Origin of the sequence: Cellulomonas sp. (assembly GCF_965229465.1) — a bacterium.
Taxonomy (GTDB): domain Bacteria; phylum Actinomycetota; class Actinomycetes; order Actinomycetales; family Cellulomonadaceae; genus Cellulomonas.
Window position 1 is genome coordinate 1,355,685 of the sequence record NZ_OZ245882.1, and the last position, 20,558, is coordinate 1,376,242.

At 72.5% G+C, this 20,558-nt stretch carries 21 protein-coding genes and 2 pseudogenes; 10 read left to right on the plus strand and 13 right to left on the minus strand.

The genetic code is table 11. The features are described 5' to 3' along the window. Positions 1–28 precede the first annotated feature (28 nt). Positions 29–1,303 (plus strand): ABC transporter substrate-binding protein, encoded by a 1,275-nt coding sequence (locus tag ACO06A_RS06395; protein ID WP_421735199.1) that lies wholly within the window; start codon positions 29–31, stop codon positions 1,301–1,303. Between the two features lie 49 nt (positions 1,304–1,352). Here the strand turns inward: ACO06A_RS06395 and ACO06A_RS06400 are convergent. Beyond that, positions 1,353–1,625, minus strand: a pseudogene (locus ACO06A_RS06400) (ATP-dependent DNA ligase); the annotation flags it as partial. An 86-nt stretch (positions 1,626–1,711) separates the two neighbouring features. Between ACO06A_RS06400 and ACO06A_RS06405 the strand changes: the two are divergent. Continuing rightward, entirely contained in the window at positions 1,712–2,014 is a 303-nt protein-coding gene (locus ACO06A_RS06405; RefSeq protein ID WP_421735200.1) for a hypothetical protein, read from the plus strand. Between the two features lie 10 nt (positions 2,015–2,024). On the opposite strand, the pseudogene ACO06A_RS06410 reads toward ACO06A_RS06405, so the two are convergent. After that, positions 2,025–2,279: pseudogene (locus tag ACO06A_RS06410) on the minus strand (ATP-dependent DNA ligase); the annotation flags it as partial. A gap of 63 nt (positions 2,280–2,342) precedes the next feature. On the opposite strand from ACO06A_RS06410, the gene ACO06A_RS06415 reads away from it, so the two are divergent. Continuing rightward, positions 2,343–2,675 carry a hypothetical protein gene (locus tag ACO06A_RS06415; RefSeq protein ID WP_421735201.1) on the plus strand — a complete coding sequence of 111 codons (333 nt, stop codon included), beginning with the start codon at positions 2,343–2,345 and terminating at the stop codon, positions 2,673–2,675. A gap of 13 nt (positions 2,676–2,688) precedes the next feature. Here ACO06A_RS06415 and ACO06A_RS06420 read toward each other — a convergent pair whose 3' ends face one another. From ACO06A_RS06420 to ACO06A_RS06430, 3 genes are read right to left on the minus strand one after another with little or no spacing between them, the layout of a single operon-like run. Beyond that, positions 2,689–4,209 carry an ATP-dependent DNA ligase gene (locus ACO06A_RS06420; RefSeq protein ID WP_421735202.1) on the minus strand — a complete coding sequence of 507 codons (1,521 nt, stop codon included), beginning with the start codon at positions 4,207–4,209 and terminating at the stop codon, positions 2,689–2,691. A 39-nt stretch (positions 4,210–4,248) separates the two neighbouring features. Beyond that, entirely contained in the window at positions 4,249–5,136 is an 888-nt protein-coding gene (locus ACO06A_RS06425) for a hypothetical protein (RefSeq protein WP_421735203.1), read from the minus strand. Between the two features lies 1 nt (position 5,137). Then, the gene (locus ACO06A_RS06430; protein WP_421735204.1) at positions 5,138–6,142 is read right to left on the minus strand and encodes an SPFH domain-containing protein; all 1,005 of its coding nucleotides are present in this window, start codon (positions 6,140–6,142) and stop codon (positions 5,138–5,140) included. A gap of 86 nt (positions 6,143–6,228) precedes the next feature. Between ACO06A_RS06430 and ACO06A_RS06435 the strand changes: the two genes are divergently transcribed. Further along, a complete protein-coding gene (locus tag ACO06A_RS06435) occupies positions 6,229–6,915 on the plus strand; it encodes an NUDIX hydrolase (RefSeq protein ID WP_421735205.1) in 687 nt (228 codons plus the stop codon). On the opposite strand, the gene ACO06A_RS06440 is transcribed toward ACO06A_RS06435, so the two are convergent. Next, the gene (locus ACO06A_RS06440; protein ID WP_421735206.1) at positions 6,912–7,319 is read right to left on the minus strand and encodes a YchJ family protein; all 408 of its coding nucleotides are present in this window, start codon (positions 7,317–7,319) and stop codon (positions 6,912–6,914) included. The two genes, ACO06A_RS06435 and ACO06A_RS06440, sit on opposite strands and share 4 nt — an antisense overlap. Before the next feature lie 297 nt (positions 7,320–7,616). Between ACO06A_RS06440 and ACO06A_RS06445 the strand changes: the two genes are divergently transcribed. Both ACO06A_RS06445 and ACO06A_RS06450 read left to right on the plus strand, forming a co-directional pair. After that, positions 7,617–7,820, plus strand: a complete 204-nt coding sequence (locus tag ACO06A_RS06445; protein ID WP_028049733.1) for a cold-shock protein — start codon at positions 7,617–7,619, stop codon at positions 7,818–7,820. A gap of 151 nt (positions 7,821–7,971) precedes the next feature. Further along, a complete protein-coding gene (locus ACO06A_RS06450) occupies positions 7,972–9,051 on the plus strand; it encodes a fatty acid desaturase family protein (RefSeq protein ID WP_421735207.1) in 1,080 nt (359 codons plus the stop codon). Between the two features lie 54 nt (positions 9,052–9,105). Here the strand turns inward: ACO06A_RS06450 and ACO06A_RS06455 are convergent, their stop codons facing one another. The 4 genes from ACO06A_RS06455 to ACO06A_RS06470 all read right to left on the minus strand — a co-directional run bounded on the left by ACO06A_RS06455 (position 9,106) and on the right by ACO06A_RS06470 (position 15,079). After that, entirely contained in the window at positions 9,106–10,740 is a 1,635-nt protein-coding gene (locus ACO06A_RS06455; RefSeq protein ID WP_421735208.1) for an ABC transporter permease, read from the minus strand. Continuing rightward, on the minus strand, positions 10,737–11,666 hold the full coding sequence (locus ACO06A_RS06460; protein WP_421735209.1) for an ATP-binding cassette domain-containing protein: 930 nt from the start codon (positions 11,664–11,666) through the stop codon (positions 10,737–10,739). The genes ACO06A_RS06455 and ACO06A_RS06460 overlap by 4 nt, the downstream gene beginning before the upstream one ends. 49 nt (positions 11,667–11,715) lie before the next feature. Continuing rightward, on the minus strand, positions 11,716–12,369 hold the full coding sequence (locus ACO06A_RS06465) for a TetR family transcriptional regulator (protein WP_421735210.1): 654 nt from the start codon (positions 12,367–12,369) through the stop codon (positions 11,716–11,718). A 112-nt stretch (positions 12,370–12,481) separates the two neighbouring features. Then, positions 12,482–15,079, minus strand: coding sequence for a rhamnogalacturonan lyase (locus tag ACO06A_RS06470; protein WP_421735211.1), 2,598 nt, complete (start codon positions 15,077–15,079; stop codon positions 12,482–12,484). A 267-nt stretch (positions 15,080–15,346) separates the two neighbouring features. Between ACO06A_RS06470 and ACO06A_RS06475 the strand changes: the two genes are divergently transcribed. The 4 genes from ACO06A_RS06475 to ACO06A_RS06490 all read left to right on the plus strand — a co-directional run bounded on the left by ACO06A_RS06475 (position 15,347) and on the right by ACO06A_RS06490 (position 17,936). Beyond that, positions 15,347–15,643: a type II toxin-antitoxin system VapB family antitoxin gene (locus ACO06A_RS06475; protein WP_056087555.1), complete on the plus strand. Its 297-nt coding sequence runs from the start codon at positions 15,347–15,349 to the stop codon at positions 15,641–15,643. After that, entirely contained in the window at positions 15,640–16,272 is a 633-nt protein-coding gene (locus ACO06A_RS06480) for a LytR C-terminal domain-containing protein (RefSeq protein WP_421735212.1), read from the plus strand. Before ACO06A_RS06475 ends, ACO06A_RS06480 begins: the two co-directional genes overlap by 4 nt. Before the next feature lie 79 nt (positions 16,273–16,351). Further along, complete coding sequence (locus ACO06A_RS06485; RefSeq protein WP_421735213.1) at positions 16,352–16,534, plus strand: hypothetical protein; 183 nt, start codon at positions 16,352–16,354, stop codon at positions 16,532–16,534. A 154-nt stretch (positions 16,535–16,688) separates the two neighbouring features. After that, entirely contained in the window at positions 16,689–17,936 is a 1,248-nt protein-coding gene (locus ACO06A_RS06490; RefSeq protein WP_421735214.1) for a hypothetical protein, read from the plus strand. Here ACO06A_RS06490 and ACO06A_RS06495 read toward each other — a convergent pair. Genes ACO06A_RS06495 through ACO06A_RS06505 form a run of 3 tightly spaced genes read right to left on the minus strand, consistent with a single transcriptional unit; the run spans position 17,879 to position 20,552 of the window. After that, entirely contained in the window at positions 17,879–19,102 is a 1,224-nt protein-coding gene (locus tag ACO06A_RS06495; RefSeq protein ID WP_421735215.1) for a lysophospholipid acyltransferase family protein, read from the minus strand. The genes ACO06A_RS06490 and ACO06A_RS06495 overlap by 58 nt on opposite strands. Continuing rightward, positions 19,099–19,971 carry a phosphatidate cytidylyltransferase gene (locus ACO06A_RS06500; RefSeq protein ID WP_421735216.1) on the minus strand — a complete coding sequence of 291 codons (873 nt, stop codon included), beginning with the start codon at positions 19,969–19,971 and terminating at the stop codon, positions 19,099–19,101. Before ACO06A_RS06500 ends, ACO06A_RS06495 begins: the two co-directional genes overlap by 4 nt. After that, complete coding sequence (locus tag ACO06A_RS06505; protein ID WP_421735217.1) at positions 19,968–20,552, minus strand: CDP-alcohol phosphatidyltransferase family protein; 585 nt, start codon at positions 20,550–20,552, stop codon at positions 19,968–19,970. Before ACO06A_RS06505 ends, ACO06A_RS06500 begins: the two co-directional genes overlap by 4 nt. Positions 20,553–20,558: the final 6 nt, after the last annotated feature.

Consider the following 20,558-nt stretch of genomic DNA (forward strand, 5'->3'; position numbering starts at 1 on the left):
GCTCCCTCACTGATCCCAGGAAGCCACGATGATCCGTCGCCGCCGGACCGCACTGACCCTCGGTCTGCTCGCCGCGGTCGCGACGGCCGCCTGCACTCCCCCGGAGCCCGAGCTCTCCGGCGAGCACGTCGACGTCGTCGGGCTGTGGAGCGGACCCGAGTACGACGCCTTCGCGACCGTCGCGTCCGCCTGGGAGGAGGACACCGGCGCAGTGGTCGACTGGCGGGGCTCGCGGGACATCGCGCGCGACCTGGCCACGCGCCTGGAGGCCGACAACCCGCCCGACCTCGCCGTCCTGCCGAACCCCGGCCTCCTGCACGACCTTGCCGACGAGGGCGCCCTCGTCCCGCTGGACGCCGACCGGTTCGACCAGGACTACTCCCCGGCCTGGCTCGACCTCGGCAGCGACGGCAGCGAGCTGTTCGGGGTGTTCGCCAAGGTGTCGAGCAAGGCGACGGTCTGGTACTCGCCACCGACGTTCGCGGCCGGCGGCTACGCCGTGCCCTCGACCTGGGACGACCTCACCGCGCTCGCCGACCGGATGGTCGCAGACGGTCGCACCCCGTTCTCCGTCGTCGCCCCGAAGGGTCCCGGCTCCGGCTGGGCGCTGACCGACTGGGTGGCGCAGCTGGTGCTCGGCGCCTGCGGCCCGGAGGTCTACGACCGGTGGGTCGCCGCCGAGATCCCGTGGACCGACGACTGCGTCCGGGGCGCGTTCGACAGGTTCGTCGCGATCGTCGGAACGCCCGGCTACGTGCTGGGCGGCACCGACGGGATCCTCACGACGAGCGACGCCGACGGGATCCTCCCGCTCTACACCGACCCGCCGAGCGCCCCGATGTACCCCATGGCCTCGTTCGCGCAGGGGTTCATCACCTCGGCGTACCCGGACCTGGTGCCGGGCGACGGCTACGACTGGTTCCCGTTCCCCGCCGTCGATCCCGAGCACGCCGACGCGATCACCGTCGGCGGCGACGTCGTCGTGCTGATGACCGACACACCCGCCGGCCGTTCGTTCCTGACGTTCCTCGCCGGGGCCGACGCGCAGGCGGCCTGGGTGGAGCTGGGCGGCTACACCTCGGCGAACAGGGACGTCCCGCCCGACGCCTACTCCGACCCCGTCGCTCTCTCCATCGCCGACCAGCTCACCCAGGCCGACGTCACCCGCTTCGGCGCCGGCGACCTCATGCCCGCGGAGGTGCAGCGTGCCTGGTGGGCGGGGATGCTCGACCTCGTCGAGGACCCGACGACCCTGGACGCCCTGCTCGCCTCCCTGACGCAGCTCGCCGCGAACGCGGAGTGAGCCGGCCCGTCGTCAGGGACCGGCGGTCGCCAGCCGCTAGCGCCGGCCGTCACTCGCGTTCCCCGCCGACCAACGCCCGCACCGTGTCGATCGTGTCCGCCTCGGCCGCCGACGTGTCGTCCCGGTACCGGACCACCCGAGCGAAGCGCAGTGCGAGCCCACCCGCGTACCGGCTCGAACGCTGGAGCCCGTCGAACGCGATCTCGACCACCTGCTTCGGACGCAGGTGCACCACCCAGCCGTCGAGCGGAGTCGTCGCCAGCTCGGTGAACCGCTCCGTCTGCCACCGCAGCATCTCGTCGGTCATGCCCTTGAAGGTCTTGCGCGCAAGGCGGTGACGAAGGCCCGTCGTGGATCCGGCTTCGAAGGCCCAACCACCTTGGTCCCAGGACGGCTAGCGTCCGTCCCATGACTCACGCAGACGCGTTGTTCTCGATCACGAGGTCGTTGTGGGAGCGGCTGACTGTTGAGATGCGCGGCGTCGCGTACTTGCTGGACGACTCCACGCTCACCGTGCGGTTCCTTCTCGCCAGCGAGCCCGACGAGGAAACACTTGAGCTGATCTCCGAAGCAGAGGCCGAGTGCCTCGCCGACTTCTGGCCGACCCATCAGGTCTCGTACGTCGCGGAGCATCTGCCGAAGGATGACGTACGTCAACTACGCCCCGGCGAACGCTGGGTCATCATTCGATACGAGTCGGCCCTGGCGTGAGGCACGGCGTTCAGGCCAGCGCGCGCACGGTGTCGATCGTGTCCGCCTCCGCCGCCGTCTTGTCGTCGCGGTAGCGCAGGACGCGGGCGAACCGCAGCGCCACGCCGCCGGGGTAGCGCGACGAGCGCTGGAGCCCGTCGAACGCGATCTCGACCACCTGCTCCGGCCGGACGGTCACCACCCAGCCATCGTCGCCCGTCGAGAGCTCCGTGAACCGCTCCGTCTGCCACGCCAGCATCTCGTCGGTCATCCCCTTGAACGTCTTACACGCAACGCGATGACGGAAGCCGACGATCGCTCCGGAGGGGGGTCCAGGCATGATGGCGTCGTGGATGCACGGGAGGAGGCGTTCGAGGCCGAGGTGCGCGACCGGTTCGAGCACCTGGTTGACGCGGGGTTCCTCCCACTGCCGATCACACGACCGGCGGCGGGCGGACGCAGACCTCGAGAGTTGAGCGTCTGCTACCAGTCCGAGAACGCGCGGGTCGATGTGGCACTCGTCCTGGGCTTCATGGGCGAAGAGTTCGTCGTCACCCGGTTGACCACGACTGCGTCCCGGTACGAGTTCGGGCCTGCGACGGCTCACAAAGGCCACGAGATGCGCAAAGCACTGGACGCTCAGTCACGGTTGGTCGCCGCCACGCTCCGCGCGGGTTCGTGAGCGGCCCGGCCGCTCAACCCGCCAGCGACCGCACCATCTCGATCGTGTCCGCCTCGGCCGCAGTCTTGTCGTCGCGGTAGCGCAGGACGCGGGCGAAGCGCAGGGCGACGCCGCCGGGGTACCGGGTCGACCGCTGGAGCCCGTCGAATGCGATCTCGACGACCTGCTCGGGGCGCACGTGCACCACGTACCCGTCGGTAGGACCGTCGGCGAGTTCCGTGAACCGTTCCGTCTGCCAGCGCAGCATCTCGTCGGTCATGCCCTTGAACGTCTTGCCCAGCATCACGAAGCCGTCACCGTCGCGGGCGCCGAGGTGGATGTTCGACAGCAGCCCCTGCCTGCGCCCGGACCCCCACTCGACCGCGAGCACGACGAGGTCAAGAGTGTTCCGCGGCTTGACCTTGATCCACGCGGCCCCGCGCCGGCCGGCCTCGTAGGGGGCGTCGGCCGCCTTGATGACGACACCCTCCTGACCCGCGCGGACCGTGTCGGTGAAGTACGCCCGGGCGGCGTCGACATCTCCGGTGACCAGGCGTTCCACGACGGAGGAGCCGGCGACGGCATCGAGCGCGTCGAGCCGGCGCAGCAGCGGCGCGTCGAGCAGGTCGACGCCGTCGACATGCAGGCAGTCGAAGAAGAACGGGGTCAGGGTGACCGCGGCGGCCACCTCGGCGTCCTTGGTCGCCGATCGGGCTGACGTCTCCTGGAACGGTCGCGGCCGCCCGTCCGGACCGACGGCCAGCGCCTCGCCGTCCAGCACGAGCTCGGTCGCCGGCATGGCCCGCACCACGTCGACGATCTCGGGCACACGGTCGGTGATCTCGTCGAGGCTGCGCGTGAACACCCGCACCTCGGAACCCTGCCGGTGCACCTGGATGCGGATGCCGTCGAGCTTGCTGTCCACGACCACGGGTCCCGGACCCAGGCTCGCCCAGGCGCCGTCGACGTCCGGGGCGGACTGCGCGAGCATCGGCCGCACGGGCCGCCCGACGACGAGCGTGAAGGCCGCGAGCGCCGCCGCCGGTTCCGGGGACGTGAGCGCGGCGACCGCGACCGGCTCGGTGTCCCCCGCCATCATCGCGGCGCGGCGCACCACGTCCGGCGGCACGCCGGCAGCCTCGGCGACCGCGTCGAGCAGCAGCGCGTCGAGCGATCCCTGCCGGAGCTCGCCGGTGACCAGCCCGCGCAGGAGCCGCTGCTCGTCGGGAGTCGCGGCCCCGAACAGCGCCGCCGCCTGCGTGCTGCGGGCGGTCCCGGAACCGGGTCCGACCAGCAGCGACATCGCCTCGAACGCGGCATCGACCTGCGCGACCGTCAGGCTCGGGGTCTCGGCAGGCTCCGGCAGGGAGGCCAGCGACCGCCACCCCAGGCCGGTCCGCCGCTGTCGCAGCTGACCGCCGAGGTACCGCGACACGATGCCGACGTCCGACGCCGGGGTGCGCCGCAGCAGATCCACCAGCAGCGCGCGCTTGGCCAGGCGCGACCGGGTGGTGGCCAGCGCGGACGAGGTCGTCGCGAGGTCGGCGAAGAGCATGTCGGCATCTTCCCGCCGACCGCCCACATCCGCCGCCGCTCAGAGGAGCTGGAGCGTCCGGTCCGCGAGCGCCAGCGTGATCGTCTGCCCCCAGGTCGCGGTGAGCCTGTCGGCCTCGAGCCCGTCGCCGAACACGACGAGCGCGTCGGACTCGACCACGACCGTCAGGGCCTCGCCGTCCACCAGCCGTCCGGCGGTCAACGAGGTCGCGGTCGACGGCGACGGCCATGCCTCCCGCACGAACCAGGCGAGCGCACGGTCGGCGACCCCGGGGAGCTCGACCCCGGCGCGCCGCTCGCGGTGGATCGACGCCGCCCACCCCGTGGCGCCCGTCCCGGTCGCGGCGATCAGGCCCGACGACGACTGCGACTCGACGACGCCCGCCGCACCGATCCGGTACCGCGCCGACTGATGGCTCGGGTGCCCGACGAAGACCTCGTTCAGCGCATCGAGAGACTCTCCGTCGTCCAGCGTGGCGGTCACCATGGCCCGCGACTGCACCGCGGCGTTCCCCCGGACGACGGCCCGCAGCAGGTCCGACGCCTCCCGCGGCCGGTGCGTCACCAGCACGCCGGCGTTGCGCCCCGGCTCGGGGTCGATCCCGACGACCACCTGCGTGCCGACGTACTTGGCGACGTTGGCGACGAGCCCGTCCTGCCCGACGACCACGACGACATCGCCGGGCTCGAACCCGAAGCGGTACAGGTCCCCCCGCTCGACGTCGCCGCGCCGCCACTCGCCCGGGACGGCCGCGCGGACCTCGCCGAGCGCCGCGTCCTGGGCATCGTGCCGCCCCTGTACGTCGGCGAGGGTGCGGCCACGCGTGCGCAGGAAGAACTCCGCCTGCCCACGGGTGCCGTGCCGTTCCAGCAGCCCGTCGAGCTCGGTACGCCGGTGCACGACGACGACGCGCGGGGCGAGGACCACGTCACGCCCCCTTGCTGCCGACCAGGCCTGCCAGCGCACCGGTGACCAGGTCCGGCGTCACGGTCAGGTTCCCGATGCTCGGCAGGTTGCCGGCCAGCTCGCGCATGGCCAGCGCCGCCAGCACGTCACGATCCACCCCGGCGTAGGCGGCGAGCCGCGCAGCCTCGGCGGCACCCTCGGCCTCGCCGACGATACGGGTGCTGTGCGCGTTCGCCTCCGCCAGGAGGCCCTGACGCTCCGCGGCGGCGTTCGCCTCGATCAGCGCGGCGGCCGCCGCCTCGCTCGCACGCGTGCGGGCGTTGGCGCCGTCCTGCGACACCAGCTGCTGCTCGCGCAGCGCCAGCTCGATCCGGTTGGCCAGCTCGTTCTCCGCGATGGCCCGCTCGCGCTCCACCGCGAGCGCCCGGCGCTCGAACGTCGACTTGTCGGCCTCGCCCTGCGCCTGCTCGCGCGCCGGCGTCTGGAGGAACCGCTCCATGTCCGCCTCGGCACGCACCGAGCCGATGCGCGCGCCCAGCACCTGGATCCCCGTCGAGGCCAACCGCTCGTCGGCGAGCAGCCCCTCGGTCACCAGCCTGCGCAGCGCGCCGCCGCCCGAGGTCACCGCCTCCAGGACGGTCATCCCGGCCAGCGCGTCCATGACCTGCCCGGTCGCCAGCTCGCTGAGCAGGTGCGCCACCTGCTCCAGGGGGTTGCCGGTCCAGCGCCCGGTGTCCGGGTCGATGGCGAAGTCGAGCCGGCCCGCCACCAGCGTCGGGTCCTCGAACCGGAAGCTCACCGTCACCTGGACCGCCACGTCCTGGAAGTCGGCGGTCCGTGCGTGCGCGACCAGCGGGAGCTCGCGGTCGTCGACCGGGATCTCGCTGATCACCGCCGACAGGGGCCGGAACCAGAAGGCCAGCCCGGCACCGTCGTGGCGGAGGCGCCCGGCGTGCAGGTGCAGCACGTGCGACGTGGGCGCGGTGCGCAGGTGGCGGGCGAACGGGTAGCGCTTGATGGTGGCCATCTCAGGTCCTCTCCAGGGTTTATCGTCAGATCGACCTTAACTAGCCAGCCTTGTTCTCGTCAACTTGACGATATAGCGTCACTCGCATGCCGACCTTCCCGCCGTTCGCCGTGACCGTGGACCTGGTCGTGCTCACCGTCCGGCACGACGAGCTGCACGCGCTCCTGGTCACCCGCGGCGAGGAGCCGTTCCTCGGCCGGCCCGCGCTGCCCGGCGGATTCGTTCGGCCCGACGAGGACCTGGTCGACGCTGCGACCCGCGAGCTCGCCGAGGAGACCGGGGTGCAGCGCGGCGGCGCGCACCTCGAGCAGCTGGGGTCCTACGGCAGCCCGCGCCGCGACCCGCGCATGCGCGTGGTCTCCATCGCCTACCTGGCGCTGGCGCCCGACCTGCCCGACGCGCACCCGGGGGGCGATGCCGCCGCGGCGGGCTGGGTCCCCGTCGCCGCCGCCCTCGAGGACGACCTCGCGTTCGACCACCGCGCGATCCTGGCCGACGGCGTCGAGCGCGCCCGGGCCAAGCTCGAGTACACGTCGCTGGCCACCGCGTTCTGCGCCCCCGAGTTCACCGTCTCGGAGCTGCGCCGCGTGTACGAGGCCGTCTGGGGCGTCGCGCTGGACCCGCGCAACTTCCACCGCAAGGTCACCAGCACGGCCGGGTTCCTCGCAGAGACCGGCCGGTCCGTCGTGGACGGCCCCGGCCGCCCCGCCACCCTCTACCGCGGCGGCCCGACGACCGCGCTTCACCCCCCGCTCACCCGCGAGCCGGGCTAGGCGTCGATGCCGCCGTCGACGTACAGCCAGCGGCCGTCCTCGCGCACGAAGCGGCTGGTCTCGTGCAGCCGGCCGCGCTGACCGATCGCGGTGCCGTCCTCGAGCCGGTAGTGCGCGACGAACTCGACGGTGCCGGTGTCGTCCCACGGCCCGCCCGCGTCGGTACGCACGATGTCGAGCCGGCGCCACGCCATGTTCACGTCGAGCTCGAGCTCGTCGGGGCGCGTGCTCGGGTGCCACGTGGCCAGCAGGTAGTGGGTGGCCCGGGTGGCGAAGCCGGTGTAGCGCGAGCGCATGAGGGCCTCGGCGGTGGGCGCTCGGCGCCCGTCACCGAGGTACTGGCCGCAGCAGTCGCCGTACGTGTCGCCGGACCCGCACGGACAGCGGTCGTCGTGCTCGTTCATCGGTCTCCCCGCCTGGTCGTCGGGGCGAACCTAGCAACTGTGCCCGGGGCTCGCAGAGGGGGCCCAACCCCTCCGCGACGGGGAGTGTGAGCAGACCGATTCGCTTCCGACGTTCCGGTCAGAGCCATAGTGCCGTACGGTTGAGCCTGTAGTCGCAGTGAATCGCTTGTCATGACGGCCAAGGAAACTTGGCAGGACGTTCTCGAGGACCACCTCGGAGACGGACGACGAACACCGTGAATACCGGTCCCGGTCACCCGGGAGTTGTCCATACCGCACGTGAGAGAAGAGAACATCATGCCTGTTGGCACCGTGAAGTGGTTCAACGCCGAGAAGGGCTTCGGCTTCATCGCCCCCGAGGACGGCGGACCCGACGTCTTCGCGCACTACAGCGCCATCACCACGAGCGGCTACCGCACGCTCGAGGAGAACCAGAAGGTCCAGTTCGAGGTCACGCAGGGCCCCAAGGGCCCGCAGGCGTCGAACATCACGCCTCTCTGAGCTGATCTGAGCTCATAGCTCACTCGCACGAGACCCCGGCCTCATGTGGCCGGGGTCTCGTCGCATCATCACCGAGGCGCCCCCGATCCAGCTCATCTCCGACCGCACTCGCGCCGCGCATCAATTTCGCACGACCGACAGGACGGACGCCATGAGCTCCTCGACGCTTACCCCCACACCGCCCAGGCCTCGCGACAGAGCCGTCAGCGACTTCACCGAGCTGACCCGCACGGTCCAGGCCGCCGGCCTGATGAAGCGCCGCCCCGCGCACTACGCCGTGCGGCTGTCCGCCGCCGTGCTGGCCGTGCTGGGCCTGATCGCCACGATCATCCTGGTCGGTGACTCCTGGTGGCAGATCGCCGTCGCCTTCGCCGCCGCCGTGATCCTCACGCAGGTCGCGTTCCTCGGCCACGACGCCGCGCACCGCCAGATCTTCGCCAACGGGCACGCGAACAACTGGGCCTCCCTCGTGCTCGCCGACCTGTTCGTCGGCTTGAGCTACGGCTGGTGGCAGCGCAAGCACACGCGCCACCACGCCAACCCGAACAAGATCGGCTACGACGGGGACATCGAGCTCGACGCCCTCGCCTTCACGCCCGAGCAGGCCGCGAAGCGCACGTCGAAGCTGGGGGTCTGGTACCTGAACCACCAGGGCTGGTTCTTCTTCCCCCTGCTCTTCCTCGAGGGCGTCGCCCTGCACGTAGCCGCCGTCCAGCGCCTGTCGTCGCGCGACAAGCTCGAGCACCGGGCCGCGGAGATCGTCATGATGACCATCCGCCTCGTCGGTGGCACCGCGCTCGTGTTCCTGTCGATGTCGTGGCCGATCGCCCTGGTGTTCCTGGCCGTGCAGATGGGCGTCTTCGGGTTCTACATGGGCGCCTCGTTCGCCCCGAACCACAAGGGCATGCCGCTGATCCCCAAGGACTCGCGCCTCGACTTCCTGCGCCGCCAGGTGCTGACCAGCCGGAACATCGGCGGCGGCAAGTGGGTCGACGTGTTGATGGGCGGGCTCAACCACCAGGTCGAGCACCACCTGTTCCCGTCGATGCCCCGCCCGTCGCTGCGTCGGGCCAAGCCGATCGTGCAGGCGTACTGCCGCGAGCACAACATCCCGTACGTGCAGGTGTCGCTGCCCCGCTCGTACTCGATCATCGTGAACTACCTGAACACGGTCGGTAAGCCGGACCGCGACCCGTTCAACTGCCCGATGACGGCCATGTACCGCGTCTGACCTCAGGCACCACGAGGCCCCCGTCGTCCACCCGGACGGCGGGGGCTTCGTCGTTCAGGCGACGACGTCCCGGCGGCGGAAGCCGACGACGCCGACCACGACGAGCGCGACACCGATGGCCACCAGGACGAGGAGCGGGCCCGGCGCCACCGCGTCCAGCGGGTAGGCGGGGGTGTGGCTGAACGGCGACAGGTCCTGGAGCCAGGACGGCAGGTCGAGCAGCGCGCCCAGCTGACCGACCACCAGCGACCAGAGCACCAGAGCCCAGCCCAGCGCGACGAGCCGCGGCACCCAGCCGTAGAGCGCCGTCATGAAGCCCACGACCACCAGGACCGCGGGCAGCTGGACGAGGGCGGCCCCGAGGATCTGCCCCGTGTAGCCCCAGTCACCGGCTGCGAGGCCGTTGCCGGTACCCATCGCGAGCGCTCCGACGACGAGCAGGACGACCGTCCCGACGCTCACCACCAGCACGTTCACCAACAGGTACGCCGTGCGCCGCACGGAGCGCCCGAGGATCAGCTCGGTCCGCCCGGCGGTCTCCTCGGCGTGCAGCCGCGCGAGCGACGCGACGACGTAAGCCCCCGCGGCGAGCGCGATGAACCCCATGATCGTCACGACGAAGACGTCCTGCATGGCCCCGGCGCCGCCGAGCTGCTCGATGATCTGCTGGACCTGCGGGCTGTCCCCGGCGATGTCACCGACCGAGCTCAGCAGGAACCCGCCCAGCAGCAGGTACGCGGCCACGGGCACCACCCAGGTGACCAGCGTCTGGCCCTGCAGGCGCCACGCCAGCGCCTGCACCGAGCGGAGCCCGGGGGCGTCGGCGGGCCCGGGACGGTCGGCGATGAGCCCGGCGCCCAGGTCACGGGTGGCCTGGATCCGGTAGCCGACGCCCGCGCCGAGCACGAGCACCGCGACGCCCAGCAGCACCAGCCCGAGCCGGTCGTCGCCGTAAGGGTCGATCTTCTGGCCCCACCCCATCGGGCTCAGCCAGGACAGCCACGAGAGCGAGTCCTGCACGTCGGCCGCGGCCCGCAGCGCGTACGTGCCCACCAGGACGGAGACCGCGATGCTGGACGCAGTCCGGGCGACCGACGCCAGCTGCACTGTGACGGCGGCGATCCCGACGCCCGCGAGCCCGGAGACGAGGTTCTGGAACGCGAAGGCCAACGCACCCAGCGCGCCCTGCCCCACCAGCGGCAGCGCCACCCCGAACGAGGCGACGCCGACCATGACGAGGGCGGCGAGCAGCCCCGCGGTCAGGGGTGCCAGCCGGCCGACGCGCAAGGAGCCGACCAGCTCGAGCCGGCCCGCTTCCTCCTCTCGACGCGTGTGCCGCACGGTGGCGAGCGCCCCGATGATGCCGACCACCAGCGCCAGGAACGCGCCGATGCGCCAGGTGGCCATGGCGCCGACGGACTCCGGGTGCAGCGCCGGACCGAGCAGCGCGAGGAAGGCGGTGTTGGAGCCGACGGTGGCTGCCAGCTGCTGCCGCTCGACGACGGTCGGGTAGGCGCTCTGGATCGCCGCCAGGGTCGACGCGACCATGAGGACGAGGATGACGACGGTGACCGGTATCCGGACCCGGTCGCGCCGCAGGGCGAGCCGCAGGAGAGCGCCGGTTCGGGTCAGCCGCCCGCCCCCGCGCGCGACGGTGGGGGTGGCGGGCGCGAGTGCGACGGCGGTCATCGCGAGGTCACCCCGTCCGACTCGAGCGCGGCCAGCTCGTCGCCGTACTCGCGCAGGAACAGCTCCTCGAGCGACGGCGGGGTGATGGTCAGCGACGACGGAGCCAGGTCGGCGAGCGCGCGGGTGACCTGCGGCAGCGCGTCGTTGTCGGTGTGGAACACCACGTGCCCGTCGACCACGGCCAGGTCGTGCACGCCGGGCAGAGCCGCCAGAGCGGTGGTGTCCCCCGCGACGACCGTGCTCACCTTGGCGCGCGTCAGGTGTCGCAGCTCGGCGAGCGTGCCGGACTGCACGGTCTTGCCCTGCCGGATGATCGTCACGGTGTCGCAGAGCTCCTCGACCTCCGCGAGGATGTGGCTGCTCAGCAGCACGGACACGCCCTCGGCCTTGGCCTCCCGGACGCAGCGCTGGAACACCGCCTCCATCAGCGGGTCGAGGCCGGACGTCGGCTCGTCGAGCACCAGCAGCTCGACGCCCGGGGTGGCCAGGGCCGCGACGAGGGCGACCTTCTGGCGGTTGCCCTTGGAGTAGGTGCGGGCGCGCTTGGACGGGTCGAGCTCGAACCGCTGGAGCAGCTGCTCCTTGCGGCCCTTGTCGGCCGACCTCCCCGACAGGCGCACGAGCAGGTCGATGGCCTCGCCGCCGGTGAGGGTGGGCCACAGGGTGACGTCGCCCGGGACGTAGGCGAGCCGGGCGTGCAGCGCGACGGCGTCGGCCCAGGGGTCGCCGCCGAGCAGGCGGGCGGTGCCGGCGTCGGCCCGCAGGAGGCCGAGCAGGACACGGATGGTCGTCGACTTGCCCGACCCGTTGGGGCCGAGGAAGCCGGCGACCTGCCCGGCGGGCACGACGAGGTCGAGCCCGTCGAGAGCATGGGTGGTGCCGAACGACTTGTGCAGTCCGGCGACCTCGATGGCGGCACTGGTCATGACATTCCTTCAGGTGAGCAGGGAGAGGGGGTGCGGGTGTCCGGGCCGGTCAGGGCGACGGGTCACCGGCCATCGCCGTGCGGTACTCGTCGAGCAGGTCGCTGCTGGTGAGCAGGCCGTCGGTCATCATCTCGAGGCCGGGCAGGAGCACGGTCTGCCACATCTGCCCGAGGGCGCCCGCGGGGTCGACGGTCGGGGACACCCCCCGGCCGGCGTCGGCCTCCAGCTGCGCGATCAGGAGCATGCCGACGGTCGTCGCGATGAGGTACCGCGCCCGGCCGGGCGGGTCGCTCGACGGGCGGACCGTGCCGGCCTCGACGGCCTCCTCCAGGTACGCCGCCGCGTCGGCGACCATCCCCTCGACGAACTCGGCCGCCAGCGGGCCGCCCTCGAGCAGGCAGCGCACCACGTAGCCCACCAGCGGGGCGTACTCCGCCGCGTTGCTCATCTCGCCGAGGATCTGCCCGGGCGACCACTGCGTGATCGCCTCCGCCTTGACCTCGCGGATGGTGCGCCGCACGTGCGCGTCGCACTCGCCGCGCAGCCGCTCCTTGGAGCCGAAGTGGTGGATCACCAGCCCCGGGCTCACGCCGGCGTCCGCCGCGATCGCCCGCAGTCCGACGCGGAACCCGTCGCGACCGAACCGCACGACCGCCGCGTCGCGGATGCGGGCGCGAGTGGTGAGGTCATCGGCTGAACGCACGTTCACCAGACTAAACACTCGTTCAGTCTTCTGGCAAGAAAGGGCGCCGGTCGGTAGTGACCCCGACCGGCGCCCCGAGGCCGCGCGTGCCCGCGCGCTCCTCCGTCGATGCTCAGTCGAGCATCGAGATCACCTGCTGCGCCTGGTACCCGAGGACCGCCCGCGCGGTCGGCGTGACCGTCGAGAGCCGGGACCGCGGCGTGAGCAGCTGGACGTAGGCCTCCAGCGACTTCACCGCGATCTTCTCGTTGCCCGCGTCGGCCGCCCTATCGGCCACCTCGAGCGCGGCGAGCAGCCCCGCGACGGCGACGCCCTTCACCGCACCCGCGGCGATCTGGGCCTTCGTCGCGTCACGCAGAGCGTCGATGCTGCCCGGCGCGTAGTACGACGGCACGGGCACCTGCGTGTAGTCCGTGTCCGAGGCCAGGTAGAAGCCCACGTCCGACGGCTGGTTGTAGGTGGTCTGCTGACGGGCCACCTCGACGCGGTACTGCGGGTCCTGCATGAGCGTGTACATCTTCGTGTGGCTCAGCGCCGTGCTGGTGAACAGCCGGATCGCCGACGAGTCCTCGGTGCGGACCAGCAGCTCCTCGCGCGAGTCGCCCAGGACGTCCGCGACGAGCGACGGGTTGCCCTTGGTGCCGTTGTTCGAGCGCGTCCCGGTGGCGGTGAGCTGGCGGCCGCGGGTCCAGTCGTCGATGGTGACATCCTGGGCCGCGGAGCCGTTGACGATCTGCGTGGTGCCGTCGGGCAGCCACTTGATGCTCATGTTGGTGCCCGGGATGGCGCCGGGCGTGAACGTCCCCGTCGCCGAGTACAGCCCCAGCGAGCCGGAGCCGCCGGGCAGGCTCGCCCAGACCTCGAGCCCGCGGACCCCGGGGAGCACGTCGCCGATCATCGAGCGGCCCGTGTCGGCCCCGGAGTACTTGCCGAACAGCACCTGACCGGTCTTCGCGTCCCGCAGGTCCATGCCGTAGGGCGCGAACGTCGCGCCCTCGTGCGAGGTGTAGATCTCCAGGCCCGGGCGGTCCGGGTCGATGTCGGTGACGTGCATGGCGTCGCCGTGCCCGAGCCGGACCACCTGGCCGGGTGCCGCGCTGCCGGGCGGGAGGGTGTCGAACGACGAGTACAGGACGGAGCCGTCGTCGTCGATCGTCGCGGCGCCGTAGACGATCTCCTGCTTGCCGTCACCGTCCACGTCGGAGGCCGACAGCGAGTGGAAGCCCTGCGTGGTGATCGTCCCGTACACCGGGTCGGTGCCGTCGCGGCCGTGCGGGCCGTCGTTGAACGGGTTGGTCATGGGGACGTGGCCGGAGTCGACGTACCACCGCTCCTTCAGCGAGCGGCCGTCCCAGTCGTACGCGACCAGCGTCGTGCGCGTGTAGTAGCCGCGGGCGAACACCGCCGACGGCGTCTGCCCGTCCAGGTAGGCCACGCCGGACAGGAAGCGGTCGACGCGGTTGCCAGGCTCGATGCGGGCCATGGCGTAGTCGCCCCACATCAGGCCGTCGTCGCCGCGGCCCGGCTTGTAGTCGATGGTCTGGAGCTCCTTGCCGGTGGCCCCCGCGAACACCGTGAGGTACTCGGGGCCGTCGACGATGAAGCCCTCGAAGTTGCGCAGCAGGTTGCGGGCGCTGCGGCTGGGCGCGTAGACGTCGATGAAGTAGGTGGCGAGCGCCGTGGCGTCCTGGACCGAGAGCGGGTACGCGTACTGCGGCGCGATCCCCAGCGCCGCCTCGACCGTCGACGGCCAGTGTCCCGCGACGACCTCCGGGTGGCTGCTCCAGCCCTGGAGCATGGTGACCAGGTGGTCGAAGTACCCCGTCTTGCTCAGCCGGTAGTCGACCGTGTCGGTGACCCCGGCGTCGCGGTCACGCTTCGGCAGCGAGACGTACGTCGAGCTGGCGACCGAGCCGTCAGCCGCGTACCGCGTGATCTTGCTGCCGGGGGCCGTCTTCATCATCAGCTCGGCCTTGCCGTCGCCGTCGAAGTCGTAGACGGGGAACTGCGTGTAGTGCGCGCCGGCCCGGATGTTCACGCCCAGGTCGATGCGCCAGAGCTGGGTGCCGTCCTGCTCGTACGCGTCGACGTAGACGTTGCCGGTGTAGCCGAGCTGGCTGACGTCCTTCGAGTTGGAGGGGTCCCACTTGACGATGTACTCGTACTGGCCGTCGCCGTCCACGTCGCCGACGGACATGTCGTTGGCGGAGTAGGTGTACGCCTCGCCGACGGGGGTGACCCCGTCGGCCGGCTTGTGCAGCGGGATGTCGAGGCTCGGCTGCGCCCACGGGGTCGCGTCGGTGCCGTCCACCTCGACGCCGCCGACGAGCGCGGCGACGCGGTAGCGGGAGGTCGCCGTGCCGGCGGGGTCGACGAAGTTGGTGGAGTCCGTGACCGTGCCGACCCTGACCCCGTCGCGGTAGACCGCGAAGTCCGGGCCGGTGAGACCCGTGGCCGTGGCACCGGTGACCTCGCTGGCCAGCAGCCGCCAGGACAGGAACACGCCCTCGCCGGTGACTGCAGCGACGAGGCCGCGGTCGAGGCGCTCGAGCGTCAGCCCGTCGGGCCCCTTGGTCGGACCGTGCCCGAGCGTCGCCGCGGCCGGCGCGGCGGAGGCGGGGGCGGCCGCCAGCGTGCCCAGGAGCAGCGCGGAGCCCGCGAGCAGCGCGGCACCGGTGACCGTTCGTCCTCGTCGTTGCGTCAGACTCATCCTTGAATCCTTTCAATCGGCTGGGCGTCCCCCACGCGGACACGAGTCCCTCGTGAGGAAGGCCGGGGGCGCCTTTGACCCCGACCGATCACGACCGTATCGCCTGGTTCACCCGAGTCAACCCGGTCTGCGACATTCGCAGGATTCCGCCGTCGGGAGCGCTCCCGACGGCGGAAACCGCTATCCGGAAGCCCGTCCGCGCAACCCGCCGGAGAGGTCACCCGTGGGGTGGGCACGGTCGACGCGCCCGTCACCTAGACTCCGACCGTGATCTTCAAGGCGGTGGGCGAGGGCAGGCCCTACCCGGACCACGGGCTCGAGACGGCCAAGCAGTGGGCCGAGGTCCCCCCGCGCCAGGTGCGGCTCGACGAGCTGGTCACCACCAAGCGGACCCTCGACCTCGACGCGCTGCTCGCGGAGGACTCGACGTTCTACGGCGACCTGTTCGCGCACGTCGTCCAGTACCGCGGCGTCATGTACCTGGAGGACGGCCTGCACCGGGCCGTCCGGGCCGCGCTCCACCAGCGAGCGCTCCTGCACGCACGAGTTCTGGTGGTCAAGTGACGGAGCAGGACCGCGGTCGTCAGCTGCGTCGACGGCACATGCACGAGCGCCAGGCCGTGATCTTCGGCGTGCTGCTGGCGGCCCTGGCACTGGCCGGCCTCGGCGCCGCCGCGATCTTCACCGGCAGCCTGCACCTGCCCGTGTTCGCGCGCGAGTTCGCCGCCGCACCGTCCCCGACCGCCACGCAGGACCCGTACCCGTGCCCACCGGCGGGCGCGCTTCCCGTGCCTGCCGCCCAGGTCACCGTCAAGGTCTACAACGCGACCACCCGGGTGGGCCTCGCGGGAGCAACCGCCGAGGGCCTCGCGGCGCGCGGCTTCGTCATCGCGCTCACCGAGAACGCGCTCGCCACGTACGACGGCACGGCCCGCATCATCTTCGGCACCACCGGCGTGGCCCAGGCGTACACGCTCGCCGCGCACGTCGACGGCGCGGTGCTCGTCCTCGACGCCCGTGTCGACGCCTCCGTCGACCTGGCGCTGGGCGCCGAGTTCGCCGAGCTCAAGCCCTTGGACACGGTGGTCCTCGACCCTGCGGTCCCGCTCGTCGCCCCCGAGGGGTGCATCCCGTTCGACCAGGTCGTCGCACCCGCCGCCCCCGCCGTGACCGAGACGCCTGCCGCCGGCTGATCGTGCGGTCGTCCTCCCGTCGTGCCACGGTGGAACCATGACCGCGGTCGCCGACCGCGCACGACGTGGGAGGTCGACGATGACCGAGTCCAACTACGGCCCCGATCCCGTTCCGCAGACGGCTCCCGAGGCCCCGCCCGCGCCCGACGACGCCGAGTCGGCGGACGCGTACCTCGACGCCACGCGCCCAGCGGTGTTCCCGGTCGCCGGCGCCACCACCGGAACGGTGCCGCCGCCCCTGGATCCCGGCCGGACTCCCTGATCCCACCGCGAACAGCACCACCCCGGCCTCGACGCGCGGGCTAGCCTGAGAGCCCGCCCGTCCGTCGGCCACGTCACGGCCCCGCTTCCCGGAGGTCGCGCTGCTCCGTCGACTGCTGCGCTCCGCCACGGCCGTCTGGGTCGCCTTCGTCGTCGTGCACGGCTGGCTCGCGCTGGTCGGGCTGGTGCTCATCCCCCAGAAGGCCTTCTGGGACCTGGACCTCTACCGCTACTGGATGTGGCTCGGGATCCACGACGGGCAGTGGCCCGTGCTCTCGGGTGACTGGGTGTACCCCGCCGGCGCCGTCGTGCCCATGCTGGTCGCCGCCCTGGGCGGGACCGGCGGAGGGTCGGCGTACGCGGCGGTGTGGTCGCTGCTGGTCACCGTGCTCGACGCGGTCGCCGTGGTCGTCCTGCTCCGGGTCCGCCGCCCCGGTCGGCCTGACGGTGACGGCACGACCGCCGGCGCCTGGTGGTGGCTGGCGTTCCTGCTGCTCCTCGGCCCGATCGCCATGGGGCGGCTCGACGCCGTCGTCGCCCCGGTCGTCGTCGTCGCCCTGAGCTTCGCGCTCGACCACCCGCGCATCACGTCGGCGCTCCTGACGGCCGCCGCCTGGGTCAAGGTGGCGCCCGGGGTCCTGCTCATCGCCGTGTTCTGCGCCGTGCGCCGGCCGTGGCGCAGCGTGGTCGTCCCGGCCGCCGTGGTCAGCGTGGTCGTCGTCGGGACCGTGACGGCCCTCGGCGGCCTGCCCCACGCGGCGTCCTTTCTCACCGAGCAGGACGCGCGCGGGCTCCAGATCGAGGCACCCGGCGCCACGCCCTGGCTGCTCGCGGCGCTCTGGACGCCCACCATCACGCGGGAGCTCAACGAGCCGCTCGTCACCTGGGAGCTCCACGGCCCGGGGACGCAGGGCGCCGCAGACGTGCTGGGGGTTCTCTTCTTCCTCGCGATCGGCGCGGCGGCGCTGCTGCTCTGGTGGCGGCGTGAGCAGCTGGGTGCCCGGCTGTGGTCCGGCGGGATCGTGCGCACGGAGCTGCTGGTCCGCGGGGCGATGCTGCTGACGCTCGCGATGATCGTGTTCAACAAGGTGGGCTCGCCGCAGTACATGGGCTGGCTCGCGCCCCCGGTCGCGGTCGCGCTGGCGCTCCGGCTGCCCGGCTGGCGGACCACGGCATGGCTCGTGCTCGGCATCGCCGGCGCCACGCAGGTGGTCTTCCCGTGGTTCTACGACGAGGTGATCCTCGGCGGGCCCGGCGTCACGCTCGTGCTCGCCGCACGCAACGTGGCGCTCGTCGTCCTCCTGGTGCACACCGTGGTCGCCCTGGTCCGGCGGACCCCCGACGATCAGCCCGACGTCTTGCGCCGCCAGGACCGGATCACGAGCGCCAGCCCGGCCGCGTAGCCGAGCCCGAGCACGCCGAGGTACGGCACGTAGAACCGCCGCAGCACGGGGTGCGCGATCGCGGCCGCCCCGCCGATACCGGCGCCCATGGCCAGTGCCCGGGCCCCGCGGGCGCCCGCCGTGTGCGCCGCGAGGGGAAGTCGGGGGATCCCGGCGTCGCCCGCCGCGGCCGCGTAGAGCTTGACCGGCACGCCGTTGGCGGCCTGCTTCCACACGCCCCGGGCGCCCGCGGCCATGTGCTCCGCCGCCGCCGCCCGCATGCTCGCGGTGGTCAGGGGGGCCGGTGGGCGCAGACCGCGCCGGGTCAGCTCGGAGGTGACCAGCACGCCCGCCACCGACCCCGCCGTCAGCCACCCGATGGCCGGCAGCATCCGGCGCGGGTTGGCGACGCCCACCACCGCCAGGTACATCTCCATGGTCACGGGCCAGCTGATCCCCTCGGCGAACCCCCACGCGGCGGCGCCGGCCATCCCGGCCTTCCCGTCCATCGCGCGGTGCAGCACCTGCCACGTGCGGGACTCGGACCACGTCGCCGGCCCCTCGGCGAGCAGCGCCTCGAGCTGGTGGACCACGGGAGACATGTCGTCGTCGTCGAGGTCCTCCGGCTGGATCGGGTGCCCGAGCCGCACCTCGACAGGCCCCGGGTGCAGGCGACCGCCCTTGGGCAGCAGGTCGTGGGTGCCGACGATGGCGACGGGCAGGATCGGGACGTCGAACTCGCGGGCGATCCGGACGGCACCGCTGCGCAGCTCGCCCAGGCGACCGTCCGGGCTTCGCGTGCCCTCGGGGAACACCAGCAGGCTGGACCCGGTGCCCAGCACGGCCTGTGCGCCCTCCACCAGCCCCGCGTAGCCCCCGCCGCCCTTGCGGTGCACCGGGACGGCACCGATGGCCAGCTTGAGCCCGAGGCGCATCCAGGCCTTGTCGAACCAGTAGTCCTCGGCCGCCACGACCACGGGCTTGTACGGCGCCGGGAACGCGGCAATCAGGGCCGGGGTGTCGGCGTGCGAGCTGTGGTTGGCGACGATGACCATCGCCTCGTACGGCGCCGCCCCGCGCACCTTGTACCCGCCGACCAGGTGGAAGACGTTGCGCCAGAACGTGTGCCGCGCCGCGCCCGCGAGGTTGAACCCGGGCGGCAGGCCGACCCGGCGGCGGGCCGTCATGCGAGCACCGCCGCGAGCGGGAGCACCAGCAGCAGCGAGTCGACGCGGTCCAGCAGGCCGCCGAAGCCGGGCAGCCACGCGCCCGCGTCCTTGACCCCGGCGCGACGCTTCACCATGGACTCCAACAGGTCTCCTCCGACGCTCCCGAGCAGCACGGCGACGTACAGGCCCGGCGAGGCGGAATCGAGCACGACCAGCACGATCGCTGCGCCGACGGCGGCTCCGACCATACCTCCGACGGTCTTGTTCGGACTGAGCCGGGAGAGTGGTCGTCGCGCCCACGCGAACCGGCGCAGCCCGGTCCCACCGCACCAGGCCGCGATGTCCGTGGCGGCCGCCGCGAAGCACAGCAGGTACGCGTCGCTGCCGACGAGCACCAGGTTGGCCAGCGACCAGCACAGCCAGATCGACCCGAACGCGGTCAGGGTGGCGCGCTCGAGCCCCCGCTCCGAGTCACCGGTGAGCAGCGCGGGGACCGCGCAGAGCAGCGCCACCAGGGGCACCAGGGCGAGCAGGTCGGGGTCCAGCCACGCCGCCATCGGGTAGGCGACCGCGAGCACCAGCAGGAGGATCGTCTCCGCTCGGGGCAGGCGGACCATCGCGGCGAACTCGCGCACCGCCTGCAGAGCCAGCAGCGTCGCGAGCACGGCCGTCGGACCGGGGCCCAGCCACATGGGGATGCCGATGACCGGCAGGATCAGCGCCCACGTGGTCCAGCGCCGGCGCAGCTCCGGCTTGCCCGACAGGAACACGGGGATCGCGGCGACCGCCAGGATCGCCACGCTCACCGTCAGCAGCCAGACCGCCCGGCCCTCGAGGTCGAGGTGCCAGGCGGCCAGGCGCAGGTGCAGCTCGAGGTCCGGGATCACCCGAGGACCCGGCGCAGCTGCCGCAACCGCGTCGTGGCCGTGGCCAGCGACAACCCGATCATGACCGCGAGCAGCAGCGGCGACAGCCCCGGCATCGCCACCATGAGCACCACCGCGAGGCAGCGCTCCGTCTTGCCGAACGGCCCCCCGTTGATCCGCGGCGCACCGGCCCCCGCGCCGGCCAGCGACACGAACGTCGGCAGGGTCGCGACGACGGCGGCGACGAGCACGAACCCGACCGCGGCACCGCCCTGGAGCCGCCCGAGCAGCACCGCGAGCCCGGCGAACATGAGCAGGTCGCTGACGCGGTCGCCGATCTCGTTGACCACGAACCCCCACGGCCGGGACACCCCGCGCGCCCGGGCGACCGCCCCGTCGAGGTTGGCGCCCGCGAGACGCCCGGCGAGCAGCAGCAGGGCCGGCAGCCACCAGCCGAGGGCGATCACGACGCCGGCGGCCGCGGCGCTGAGCACGCCGAGCCACGTGAAGACGTCCGGAGACACGTCCCGGTCCTCGGCCCAGCGGACGATGCCGTCGAGTCGTCGGGTGTACCAGGGCTTGAGTGCGTACAGGCCGCGCATGCCGGG

Bases quoted from the DNA above. Each gene is read 5' to 3' on its own strand.
- ACO06A_RS06395 (WP_421735199.1), top strand. From the start codon at position 29: ATGATCCGTCGCCGCCGGACCGCACTGACCCTCGGTCTGCTCGCCGCG.
- ACO06A_RS06405 (WP_421735200.1), top strand. From the start codon at position 1,712: ATGACTCACGCAGACGCGTTGTTCTCGATCACGAGGTCGTTGTGGGAG.
- ACO06A_RS06420 (WP_421735202.1), bottom strand. From the start codon at position 4,209: ATGCTCTTCGCCGACCTCGCGACGACCTCGTCCGCGCTGGCCACCACC.
- ACO06A_RS06430 (WP_421735204.1), bottom strand. From the start codon at position 6,142: ATGGCCACCATCAAGCGCTACCCGTTCGCCCGCCACCTGCGCACCGCG.
- ACO06A_RS06435 (WP_421735205.1), top strand. From the start codon at position 6,229: ATGCCGACCTTCCCGCCGTTCGCCGTGACCGTGGACCTGGTCGTGCTC.
- ACO06A_RS06440 (WP_421735206.1), bottom strand. From the start codon at position 7,319: ATGAACGAGCACGACGACCGCTGTCCGTGCGGGTCCGGCGACACGTAC.
- ACO06A_RS06445 (WP_028049733.1), top strand. From the start codon at position 7,617: ATGCCTGTTGGCACCGTGAAGTGGTTCAACGCCGAGAAGGGCTTCGGC.
- ACO06A_RS06450 (WP_421735207.1), top strand. From the start codon at position 7,972: ATGAGCTCCTCGACGCTTACCCCCACACCGCCCAGGCCTCGCGACAGA.
- ACO06A_RS06455 (WP_421735208.1), bottom strand. From the start codon at position 10,740: ATGACCGCCGTCGCACTCGCGCCCGCCACCCCCACCGTCGCGCGCGGG.
- ACO06A_RS06460 (WP_421735209.1), bottom strand. From the start codon at position 11,666: ATGACCAGTGCCGCCATCGAGGTCGCCGGACTGCACAAGTCGTTCGGC.
- ACO06A_RS06470 (WP_421735211.1), bottom strand. From the start codon at position 15,079: ATGAGTCTGACGCAACGACGAGGACGAACGGTCACCGGTGCCGCGCTG.
- ACO06A_RS06485 (WP_421735213.1), top strand. From the start codon at position 16,352: ATGACCGAGTCCAACTACGGCCCCGATCCCGTTCCGCAGACGGCTCCC.
- ACO06A_RS06495 (WP_421735215.1), bottom strand. From the start codon at position 19,102: ATGACGGCCCGCCGCCGGGTCGGCCTGCCGCCCGGGTTCAACCTCGCG.
- ACO06A_RS06505 (WP_421735217.1), bottom strand. From the start codon at position 20,552: ATGCGCGGCCTGTACGCACTCAAGCCCTGGTACACCCGACGACTCGAC.